Below are 12101 nucleotides of genomic sequence, written 5' to 3'. Positions count from 1 at the left end.
CTTCGATCTTGATACTGATGGTGATGGGACCAAGGATTCTGAGGATGAGGACGACGATAACGACGGCTTCACCGATCAGGAAGAGAAGGATAAGGGTACTAACCCGAAGGATGCCAACGATAAGCCTAAGACGGGTACTCAGACTGATGATCTGAATCCTGCTTATGAGAAGCAGTTGGTTGTTCCTGGTACTCCTTCGAAGGTGACTCCTACCTTCACGGATGCTAATGGTGATGCTGTTGATGTTCCGGCTAACACCAAGTTCATGATTGATCCTGGTTTCACTGCTCCTGATGGATATACTGCTGAGATCGATCCTTCGACTGGCGAGTTGACTGTTACGGTTGATGGTTCCAAGTTGGATGCTGATTCTGCTGAGTCTGTTGACGTTCCTGTTACGGTGACGTATGAGGATGGTTCAGAGGATAAGGTTCAGGCTCACTTCGATCTTGATACTGATGGTGATGGGACCAAGGATTCTGAGGATGAGGACGACGATAACGACGGCTTCACCGATCAGGAAGAGAAGGATAAGGGTACTAACCCGAAGGATGCCAACGATAAGCCTGCTCCAGGCTCTAGTTCATCATCCGATCCCTCCCCAGGTGCTATCGCTGGAATCATTGCAGGTGTAGTAGGTGCTATCCTGCTACTCCTGAACATCCCTGCGATCGTTGCCTTCTTCCAGGGTCTGTTCCACGTTCCAGCTCCTGCTCCCAAGCACGAGCCAATGAAGCCAGGTCTCAAAAAGGGCATGGCCAAGGGCAAGGGTTTCGTAAAGTAAACCTTTAGCTTTGGAAAACTGTTGTAGTTTTCCTCCTATTGAGCACCGCTCTTCTTGACGGGAATCCCGTCAAGAAGAGCGGTGCTTTCCATTCGTCTATTGGCACATTGGCGCGCCTGAAATAGGTGAGAGGCTGCTAAGCTTAGGTGCGCAGCAGCACGAAAGGGCAGACCGGAGCGGATATAGGTACCATTGACAATCTCTATCCGGCGCGGGACTAAGATTTGCTGCCCCTCACTCGGCCCGAGTCTGCTGGATCCCGTAATTTTATTGGATACCAAGGCTACTTTGCTGCATCCCAGAAGTTCTTGCCCCCGGAGATGGCGTCAGTTCGCACCTTCTAGGCGCCACCCATGTTCGGATCACCGAGAAGGAGTTAGAGGTAAGCGAACTTGCCTCGGATCCGCCAGATCGACGTAAGATACTATAGGTTTTGGACTATCAATGGCAGTCGCAACTTGGTCGTGGGGCCTAAAAAAGGTGGGTTAGTTGGTGGGGGTGACGGTCCCCTTCGGATAGATCGGAGGGATCAAAACCACGCATTGTTGGCCTCCAGTTTCGGCAAACTACTCGGGCACTCCTCGAAGATCATATTCAATTGGGTCCTGGGAGCGCTCGAATAGCGCCTCGGAAACTTCTGAAATTAAGGGGTCATTTCTGGCTGCTCCCACCTTTATCATCGGGTCGTTGAAGGACCTGGGAGGGTAGATTTTGTTGCCATTTTTCACAACGATGCGGGCCAGCGGGGAAACCCGGGAATATGAGCCGGCTTCACGGAGTAAGCACTAGCATGCAATATCGAGACACCTTTTGGGCGCGTAGAGGCTCTGGCCATGCTAGGTAGGACCCCCGCAGTTTTGTCAGTACGCTATACGGGTTGCTTGAGGCACTAAAAAGTTGGCCGCCGGATAGCGCTAAAACCACTAAGCCTAGCCTTGCATCAGGCCACCGCGAAGTCTTCGGTTGGATTCGATCTACCACGCGACTATTAATTGGTCAGCCCTGCGTCATCTCAGGACACTTGCCATGATGTCGTGGTGTATCGGAAGCAGCCATCCATAAGTCGCAAGTCGCTTACAGCTAAACATCGAATAATAAACGTTTAGCAATGCAGTGACCTCTCGGACGACTTTGGCCGGTTACTTAACTTTTCCCTCCAAGCTCCATCACAAGTTGAGAAAACCGCGATCCAGCAGTTTTCCACCGCAACGAAATATTAAGGCTTGTTAGCGGACATCCATATGAGCGCTTCCTATGGCCGCTTTATTGCGAGCCCCAAATAATTCCTCCAACCCTCGTTCCCGAAAATCGAAAATCTTAACACCTATCTTATTCCCGAGACGGCGAGTGACAGTGAGGAGGGTAGGTCAACCCTTTAGCTGTGTTGAGCCGGGGAGGAGCCTATTAGATCGGGTTTCTATAAATTTCGGTGCCGTATGCAGCATACGATAGTACTGCTAGGATTGTTTGCTAGCGGTTTGCCGATACCAGCAGTTCGCCGAATTCAGTGGCAGTGGCTTTGGTGAAACGCCGGTTGGCGTTTGCCGAGTATACTGTTCCTGACGAGGCCGTGATCGAGGGTTTAAGGCATAAATTGGAGTCCGATTTTGTGATCCCTGATGTATCGACGTTCAGTCTCCTTCCTTTAAAAAGTGATGACTTAAGTTGGTAGGAGCGCATATATGTCGTCACCTGAGTTTTCTCGATGGGAAGGCCGTGGTGTTCGGCTACCCGAGTCCTCCTAATAGGAAAGGCCCCCTACGGGGGACCCGCATCCTAAGCTGGGTACGACTCGATACTCCCAGGGAGAGACCTAGTGGTTGCGATAGATCCAGGTGAAGCGGGTGAGTTGATCGCCCCAGTAGAACTGCAAGCAATGGATTAACTCCGAAGGTTAGTTGTTCACCTCTGCTCGTGAACTCCGAACTGTCACGGTTCGTGAACGCCACTATGGTCCTTATCTTCGATGATGACTTACTAGTACTAAGAGCAGCGCCTACGTCTCTTTAATGCTGTCCATAAGGGACGACAATACGCGATGGACCGGGTAAATATATCGCTATGAGGAATCGAGAGCACCGCCTCACACCAGCATCGTTTTCCACCATCGAACACCAGCGCAGTCTTACTTCGTGCCCAAAAATAGATGGGCAGCTAGTTTCCCACGCTGATAGGGCCACGTGGTATAGGAGAGGTGTCGTATAAGGCTGGTAAGCGCTCGCCGTGAGCTTACTACACGTACCAGGTGTTCGCCTCGATCCCGCCACACAGTGGTGTTCGGGGGCTAGGCATTGATTACAGAGCCTGCTGCGGAGGGTAAGCTCGTCCAGACGACCTCAGTACATTCATCCGAGCCTTCCCAAGCTAGATGCCACCAAGTGTGCATGCTCCCAGTAATGGATCTTTCCAGACGCGACAGCACGTAATAACCAGCGAAAATTGTCTAGGTGGCGGCGTGTGCCCCCGACGTCGGCACGCTTACTACGAGAAAGCCTATTTCCTCCGGTCGCAGCCTACGTGGTGCCAAAAGCAGCTCACTGGAGCCAGCTGAAGCGCCTGAATTGCGTGAGATCACATTTTCCAGATCTTCAGTGATTTCTCAAAAGAGGACTATCGATAGCGTGAGGCCGATTAGTGAGGCGACATCACGAGCGGACACATCTGTCTTATCGCCAGTTATCCCGAACTCAGTTGCACAAGAGCTCCAGTTAAAGCTGAATCAATACAGCTCATCCAGTCAGGGAGATCAATTTAGATCCCTTTGGGTCCCGAAAAAAGCCGAGATCTCTGCTGTGATCTCGGCCGAAACTACGGTGGGGAGGAAGGGCAGGGGCCAGTGCTAGGTTGGCACTAAGTCCTCCGAGTTTCCCCTACTAAGAAGTGCAGTCTTGGTTGGTACGGGAATAGTGGTCGTACCACGCAGCTATGACTCCAACTATTCCCAGAAGCGCGAGTGGGCCAGCAACAGGAGCGGCCTTTTCAGCTTCGAGTCGAAGCGGTGTAACGATCCGATCCATCTCGGCACGCAGTGGAGCAAAAGCACGATCAAGATCTTCACCAACTCGACCGACACCACGGTCCCATTCCTTTAGGAATTCAGGCCGGTTATCGTGGTGAGCGTGCTGTCCAGCCATACCGAAGATGGATTGGGTGAAACGAGCAATCCATGGACCAACAACTGAGGCGACACCGAGAGCCAAAGCCGTCAACGGCAAAGCCCACGGCGAGAGGGACGACCCATGGGTGTGGCCATCGACACACTCATTGATGGGGGCTAGTTTGGCGTAGAACGTGGTGTCATCATCGAGTTGTCGCTGAACGATCTGGTCGCTATCGATGAGTTCTTCAGTGGCTTCGTTGGTGTACCAGCCCTTGAAAACATAGCCCTCGCGGGATACGACCGTAGGAACCGCGATATTGCTGCTGGCCAAGGAAGCACCTTTGTCAACGGTATAGTGTTGAGAACGGGCACCGTCTACGAGGCCGCGCTCGGGGTTAGCGCTGAAGGTCGCGGTGACCTGACCGATTGGGGTGACCTGATCGGTGGTGTGCCACTGTGCTTTAAAAACGGTGTTTTTCGTGATGGGGTATCGTAGCGCCTCTTCGGTGCTAAGAACCTGGACTTCATTCTCGGCTCCAGTGGATCGGTCGACCTCGATCACTTGCCATCCAGCAAACTTTAAGCCCGATTTCTCTTCGTCAGCGCTCAGTACTGGTTCGGTGAGAATGGTGCGAGGGTTCGGCGGAACACTGAGAAGAGAGTCGCCCCAGAGGACCCCTGTGTAGGACATAGGAGAAGCGATAAAGGCGCCTGGGATTTCGTCGGGTGTGCTCAGAAGTGGGCCTGTTGTGCCTGGTGTAGAATCTTTTTCCTCGAAACCGTCGGCAAAACTCCAACCACTGTAGTTATCTTTGGTAGTGAACGGGAAGAGCTCTTTTTCCTGGACTGGGTCCTCGCCGGCAGTTTCGATGAGGCCGTGATCCGTGACTATTTTGACGCCCTGAGGCTTAGCGGCGAGAACCCACTCGCCAGCCATCGTTGCGTATCCCGAATGGTACGAATAATCCGATCTGTCAATGGCAAGATTTTTCTGATACGGAGGGCACTCAGTGCCAAAATCATTCGACTGAACCAACGCAGAGGAGCACCGTCCCTCGTGCCAGTAACGGTCAATCATGAAGGAATGGTGGAAGGGTGGAAGAGCAGCGCTCCCTTGTGCGCCTGGTTCCACGGCATGTGAGATCAGTGAGAAGCGCTCTGGGTCGTGGTTCAGCTCAGCCTGGTAATCGTCATCAGGCAGATTCATAAAAGTCGCGGTGAAGTTACCTGCAGGACTAAAACCTGCATAGAGACGACGATCCAGATGTCCATATGTCAGTTGCTTAGTCTGAGAAACCGACGAATCATTTCTACTGGTGACAGTAAAATTCACGGACTGTTCCACAGCCTGCTTGTCCGCCAACGAGGTGTAGTTGCGCGCATACAGGCTTAGAGTATTTTTGTTATCCGACCCTAGGTGCCTGATAAAGGGGTTACTGAAGACGTGAACCTGTACAATCATCGCAAAGGGATCGTCATTTGCTGGATCAGCAAGTGCAGGAGTTACGTGTGTGGAGGCCAAGCTCACGGTGAGGCATGCTGTGACCCCCAAACGCCTTAGTGGTCTAAAATTCATAGATTCTGTCCTTTCGAAAGTATGAGACACATAGAGTTTTCGGTTGCTGCTGACAGCGTCGAAATGTGATATTACCTAGGCAGCACATCATTTACGAGAGAAACTTAAATTAATTTTGAGAAACTTATATATCTAAGCTCTAAGGCCTGCAGTGTCCCGAGCAATCACTCGACTTCACGCTGCAAGAAATTGTGCTCCTATCACCAGGTGCAAGAGCTTGCGCAGTCCAATCGCGGGGAAGCAATCTTGAGTACGCTAGCGATGGATTGCACGCAACGTGCAGATAATAAGATGGTGCTCATTTCACAGATAGTGGGATTGAGGGGCCATGGCAGCTTAAGCGGTGAGATTTTCCCGCTTCGGCGCTGAGGTTACCCACGACAGGCGTTAAGCTATTGTTCATGGATTCTCAACAGGAATATGTGCTGCGTACCTTAGAAGAGCGCGATATTAGGATTGTGCGTTTGTGGTTTACCGATATCATTGGTTCTTTAAAATCGGTGGCTGTGGCCCCAGCGGAGCTCGAGTCTGGGTTTGCTGAGGGTATTGGTTTTGATGGGTCAGCGATCGAGGGTTTTAGTCGAGTATCGGAGTCCGATACTATCGCGATGCCTGATCCTTCAACATTTCAGCTTTTGCCTTTCAACGGCGAGGATTCGCGTTTTCAGGCTGCGCGTATGTTCTGCGATATTCTCACCCCTGATGGGAAGGCGTCGTGTGCGGATCCCCGCCAGGTATTGCGTCGGCAGGTACGCGCTGCTGCGGAGGAGGGGTTTGAGTGTGCGGTGAGTCCGGAGTTGGAGTTTTTCCTCGTGGAAGAACTGAGAGTTGATGGGCAGTCTCCTGTGCCTACGGATAACGGTGGGTATTTTGATCAGTCGAGCTATAATATCGCTCCACAGTTTCGTCGTGATGCGATGATTGCTTTGGAGGAGATTGGTATTCCAGTGGAGTTTTCTCATCATGAGACCGCTCCTGGGCAGCAAGAGATTGACCTCCGTCACGCGGATATTCTCACTATGGCGGATTCGATTATGACGTTTCGCTATTTAATCAAGCTTATAGCCCAGCGCAATGGGGTGGGTGCTACCTTCATGCCCAAGCCTTTTAGAGATCATGCGGGTTCTGCTATGCATACGCATATGTCGTTGTTTGAAGGTGATGTCAATGCTTTCCATGATCCTGATGATGAGTATTCGCTTTCGCAGACTGCGAAGCATTTTATTGCCGGCATTTTAACCCACGCCCATGAGATCTCAGCGATCACTAATCAGTGGACTAATTCTTATAAGCGCCTGCTCTTCGGTAATGAGGCGCCCACCGCCGCGACGTGGGGGGTGAGTAATCGCTCAGCAATGGTGAGGGTGCCCACCTACCGGTTGGCTAAGGAACAATCACGCAGGGTTGAGATTAGAACCCCAGATTCAGCATCGAATCCCTATCTTGCCTTCGCGGTTCTTTTAGGGGCTGGATTGAAGGGTATCCGTGAAGGCTATGAACTCATTGAGCCTGCTGAGGATGATATTGCAGCGCTGAGCCGCCGCGAGCGTATCGCTTTGGGCTACCGTGATCTTCCTGGTTCCCTCGACCAAGCGCTGCGTACGATGGAGCGTTCGGAATTTGTGGCCGATATTTTAGGTGAGCATGTTTTCGAGTATTTCCTCCGCAATAAGTGGAGCGAATGGCATGACTATCAGCGTCAGATCACTAGCTGGGAACTAAAGCACAGTCTCATGTTCTAGTTTCTCTCGGCACAAAGGGCAGGGTCGACAGAGCCAATGAGAACCACAAGAGCGACAGAGGCGATTGGAACTGCTGGGACGACTGGGTCAACAGGGATGCAGTATAACCACTCTCTTCTTCACCCAGCCCCAGGCCCAGCCTAGCACCAGCCCAGCCCAGCCCCAGGCAAAGAAAGACTATTCGCAATGAATACGAGCCAACACACCCCCATATCCCATATCGCTGCAGCGCGCTCAGCACTCCCATCACTGGCAGTGCTGAGTTTGAGTGGCCCGCATGCGCACCAAGACCTTCTCGATCTTGGCTGGTGGAACGAGCAATCGCTCGATATTTTGTGGGATTTAGGTGGTGTGGGAGACCCGCAGCTGGCACTCAACTCCTTGGTAAGGCTTTTCGCCGCGCTAAAAGACCTGAAAGAGAAAGAAAACGATAGCGAGAAACTGTCAGCACAGATCCGTGAGAACGCCACCTTCCGGATGCGGCTTTTTTGTCTTTTAGGGGCCTCGGCAGCATTGGGCGACTACCTCATCGCCAACCCGGCATCGTGGCCAAGTCTCGCCAACGAGGCCCCCACGCGCACAGAGATGTTCCATACTCTTTTAAGTGTCGTTGAGGCGCAACCAGCTGAGATCGAGGTGGAGGAAGGTGACGAGTATATAGATCCCGCCACGACTTCTCTCGATAGGCCGGGCACCTATCGGGCAGCCTTCGCAGGGCAATCAGCCGAGCGTGCCTTAAGCACCGCCTATACCGGCCTGCTCATGAGGATAGCCGCGCACGATGTGGCGGGGACTTTTGCAGGAAAAAGCGGGAAGAGATCCCAACCGCGCATAGAATTTCGCACGATTACCCACCAACTCAGTGATCTCGCGGATGCCGCTCTCACGGCAGCGCTCGCTGTTGCGGTGCGATCTGTTTATAAGGATCTTCCCGTAGACAGCAGGCTGGCGGTGATGGCCATGGGTAAATGCGGTGCTAGGGAATTGAACTATATCTCTGATGTTGATGTCATCTTTGTTGCTGAGCCAGCCAATACCCATGCCACCCGCACCGCCAGCGAGCTTATTCGGACCGGCTGTCGGTGTTTCTTCGACGTCGATGCTGCCCTGCGCCCCGAGGGCAAACGCGGCGCTTTGGTGCGCACCCTGGAATCCCATCGTTCTTATTATTCGCGCTGGGCGCAGACCTGGGAATTTCAGGCCCTTCTCAAGCATCGCCCCATGACGGGAAATATGGCCTTAGGACATGCCTATAGTGAGCAGCTCTCACCGATGGTGTGGTCGGCTAGCCAACGGGAGGATTTCGTCGGTGATATTCAAGCAATGCGGCGTCGCGTTTTAGATAATGTCCCCGACGAGCTTAAGGAGCGCGAACTCAAACTGGGGGAGGGAGGTTTGCGCGATGTGGAATTCGCTGTCCAGCTCCTCCAATTAGTTCACGGTCGCTCCGATGAAAGCTTGAGAACCCTTGCTACCGTCGATGCCCTTCATGCGCTGATAACCGGAGGCTATATTGGCCGCGAAGACGGAAGATCGCTCATCCAGTGCTATGAATTTCTTCGGCTTTTAGAACATCGCCTTCAATTGCAGAAAGTCAGGCGGACCCATACTCTGCCAGCTGCTGAGCAGAAGCATGCGCTGCGCTGGCTGGCGCGAGCAGCAGGATTTCAATCCTCCCTGCTTAATAGCCGCACCACTAGCTCCACGGGTGCGATGCTAGAAGAGTTGCGCACGGTACGTTTGAAAATCTCCACATTGCACCGTCAGCTTTTTTATCGCCCACTGCTTGATTCGGTGGTCAACCTTTCCGTTGATCAGATCAAATTATCCCCAGAGGCAGCGCAGCTGCAGTTGGCCGCTCTTGGCTATAAATCACCTGCGCGGGCATTCGAACACCTCAAAGCGCTCGCAGCTGGAAATACTAGGCGCGCTAAGATTCAGGCGATGCTCCTTCCCACTCTCCTGGAGTGGCTGAGTGGTAGCGCCGACCCTGACGCAGGGCTGCTGAACTACAGGAAGCTCTCAGAACAGGCTATGCATCGCACCTGGTTCCTGCGGCTTTTACGCGACGAGGGAATTGTGGGCAAAAGGTTGATGCATATCTTCGGCAATTCTCCCTTTACCGCTGAACTCATTATTTCCGCCCCTGATATCATCAAACAGCTCGGCGATGGGGCGACGGGGCCGAAACTCCTCGAGGTTAAACCCGGTAGTGTTTCTCAGGCCTTAGTGCGCGCCGCTGCGCGCCAGACGCATCCCGAGCGAGCAATCCAGGTCGCGCGGAGTTTACGGCGCAGTGAATTAGCCCGTATTGCTAGTGCAGATCTTCTGGGATTGATGGAAGTTGTAGAGGTATGCCAAGCATTATCCGGAGTGTGGACAGCCGTGCTCGAGGCGGCCTTACAGGCAGAGATTGCCGCTAGTATGCCTCCCGATGGAGTGGTGCCCGCACGAATCGCAGTCATCGGGATGGGGCGTCTAGGTGGTGCTGAGTTAGGTTATGGGTCTGATGCAGATGTGATGTTTGTATCTGCCGCGAACGACGGATCCGATGAGCATGAGGCTCTCCGATGGGCTGGTGGGGTATGTGAAAGGATGCGCAAGCGATTGGCTAAACCCTCCGGTGATCCACCCTTGGATGTCGATCTTGGTCTTCGCCCTGAGGGGCGCTCGGGCGCAGTTGTTCGTACCTTGGAAAGCTATTACCAGTATTATTCTCGGTGGGGTGAGACCTGGGAGATCCAAGCTCTATTACGGGCGCGCTGGGTAGCGGGGGATGCAGAATTAGGCTCAGATTTCATCGCTATGGTCGATCGTTTCCGCTATCCCGATGGCGGGGTGGATCAGTCCGTGATTCGCGATATCCGCCGCATGAAAGCACGAATTGACCATGAGCGCCTCCCGCGCGGGGCCGATCGCCACACCCACACAAAGCTCGGGCGGGGTGGTTTGGGTGATATCGAGTGGACTGTGCAGTTATTGACCTTGATGCATGCTGATGCCTATCCAGATCTAAAAACCCCCTCGACCCTTAAGGCTCTGGAGGTTATTGCTAGGCACCAGCTCATTAGTCCAGCGAAGGTTAGCCAGCTCGTTGATGCGTGGACCATGGCTACGAATGCTCGCAATGCCACGGTCCTCGTACGCGGCAAACGCGCCGATCAACTCCCTCCTCCCGGTCCTGGTTTAGCCCAGGTGGCAGGCGCTGCAGGGTGGGATCCGGAGGATTCCCAGGGTTTCTTAGAAGAATATTTAAAGCTAACGCGCAGGGCGCACAATATTGTCGACGAAGTATTTTGGGGCGAGTCTTTAGGAGATCACCAAGACTAATTAACGGGCTGATTCTTCTCCTTTGGTGGCAGGGAAGAATCAACCAAAGAGATGATAGTAATGAAGGCTTACCTAAGTTAGGCTAGCGTAGGATTGTCAGCTCATGGTCCACGAGGTTTGGCTGACACAGATTCCAGCATTACTCGCACTATTTCAACCAAAAGGAGCTCCATGACCACCACCACGGCCCCACTATCTGCCGAATTGAAGTCATCAACGGCAGCCGCTCACGAACAAGCGGAACACTCGTCCTATATGGACGACCTCATTGGTGGAAACCTCAATCAAGCCGCTTTTATCGCCCTACAACAGCAGGCATATCTCTTCTACCAAGCTTTAGAAGAGGCAACAGATGCAATCCGTGAGAGTGGTTTCGCCGGGGCGCTGTTAGATCCAGTTCTCAACCGCACTGACAAGCTTGCCAAAGATCTTGAAGTGCTCACCGGTGCCACGTGGAAGTCTCAGATCCGCCCGCTGCCAGCAACAAATGAGTATATTGCGAGGCTTCATGATATTCGTGATACCCTTGACGGCCCGCGCCTGGTGGCGCACCACTACGTCCGTTACCTCGGCGATCTCTCGGGCGGCCAAGTCATCGCACGGATGATGTCACGCCAGTACAATATCGGCCATGAAGCCTTGACCTTCTATGCCTTCCCTGAGATTGCCAAGCTCAAGCCGTATAAGGACCGCTACCGTGAGGAACTAGATACCCTCAACCTCACAGCCGATGACCGCGACCGTTTGGTGCGTGAAGCTAGCGACGCTTTCGTTTTTAATCACAATCTCTTCGCGGATCTCGATCGGGTTGTCCGTTAGGATCCTTTGAGGTCGCTAGGCTGCGACGATTCGGCCACAAGCAATTCTGTCTTTGAAAAAAGGGGAGCTGTTATATTACCCGCGCAGCAGGTATGTGTCAGTGGTCTAGTTCCTTGAGGGTCAACGCCAGTACGTGAGCGCAGTCAAAGCACGATGATGCATCTTCTGACTGCGCTTTACTCATATCTCCTTACCGCCAGAGCAGCTACGTATCAGTGAGAACGCGGTGGAAAACACGGTCGTGGAAAATAGGGGGATTCCCTGATGTTTTACCCACTTCAACTCGCTTATAGTGGAAGCCATCGCCACCGGCGAATAACCTGCTCAACCCCAAGACTATAAGGAAATAGAATGGCGCTCACATTTACTCTCGACCTCAACCAATGCACCCTCGAACAACTACGCGCATTTATGCGAGCTGTTGAAGCCAGCGGGATGAAGCCCTCAGCCGAACTTGTTCTGGAGGACCAACAATTAGTGGCGCGCATTAATAACCCGCACACCTCTCACCCTCAAGCGGAGCCAACTCAAGTGTTTGACCCCGTCAGCCTAGGTGATACTGCGGTGAACGCTTTGATTGATGCTTTAAAAAACCGGCGAGGATAAAATCAGGAAATATCTCCTTTTTAACCCGCCTAGAGAGTCAAGAGGGTAATGCAACGAAAAACAACTACCAACAAGTTCTACGCGGACCAAATAATAGGTGATAGATCTCGCGGTTTTGTTCCGCTGCAATAAGTCGGAATTTTT

Annotated in this window: 6 protein-coding genes; 5 read left to right on the top strand and 1 reads right to left on the bottom strand. The window is 52.8% G+C overall.

Annotated elements, in window-relative coordinates:
* Positions 1 to 784 (top strand): YPDG domain-containing protein (locus tag NXS13_RS09295; protein ID WP_259289664.1); only part of this gene is annotated, 784 nt, incomplete at its 5' end.
* A 2873-nt stretch (positions 785 to 3657) separates the two neighbouring features.
* Here NXS13_RS09295 and NXS13_RS09290 read toward each other — a convergent pair.
* Positions 3658 to 5460, bottom strand: coding sequence for an InlB B-repeat-containing protein (locus tag NXS13_RS09290; RefSeq protein ID WP_259289663.1), 1803 nt, complete (start codon positions 5458 to 5460; stop codon positions 3658 to 3660).
* Between the two features lie 401 nt (positions 5461 to 5861).
* Between NXS13_RS09290 and NXS13_RS09285 the strand changes: the two genes are divergently transcribed.
* The 4 genes from NXS13_RS09285 to NXS13_RS09270 all read left to right on the top strand — a co-directional run bounded on the left by NXS13_RS09285 (position 5862) and on the right by NXS13_RS09270 (position 11957).
* A complete protein-coding gene (locus NXS13_RS09285) occupies positions 5862 to 7202 on the top strand; it encodes a glutamine synthetase family protein (RefSeq protein WP_259080341.1) in 1341 nt (446 codons plus the stop codon).
* Positions 7203 to 7388: 186 nt separating this feature from the next.
* The gene (locus tag NXS13_RS09280; RefSeq protein ID WP_259289662.1) at positions 7389 to 10532 is read left to right on the top strand and encodes a bifunctional [glutamine synthetase] adenylyltransferase/[glutamine synthetase]-adenylyl-L-tyrosine phosphorylase; all 3144 of its coding nucleotides are present in this window, start codon (positions 7389 to 7391) and stop codon (positions 10530 to 10532) included.
* 171 nt (positions 10533 to 10703) lie between these two features.
* The gene (locus NXS13_RS09275; protein WP_259080346.1) at positions 10704 to 11351 is read left to right on the top strand and encodes a heme oxygenase (biliverdin-producing); all 648 of its coding nucleotides are present in this window, start codon (positions 10704 to 10706) and stop codon (positions 11349 to 11351) included.
* Between the two features lie 351 nt (positions 11352 to 11702).
* On the top strand, positions 11703 to 11957 hold the full coding sequence (locus NXS13_RS09270; RefSeq protein ID WP_259080347.1) for a hypothetical protein: 255 nt from the start codon (positions 11703 to 11705) through the stop codon (positions 11955 to 11957).
* Positions 11958 to 12101: the final 144 nt, after the last annotated feature.

The sequence above is a fragment of the Corynebacterium sp. ES2730-CONJ genome (assembly GCF_024834055.1).
In the GTDB taxonomy this organism is placed as follows: Bacteria; Actinomycetota; Actinomycetes; order Mycobacteriales; family Mycobacteriaceae; genus Corynebacterium.
Note: the sequence above shows the minus strand (reverse complement) of the source record. Positions and strands in the feature narration are given on the sequence as shown.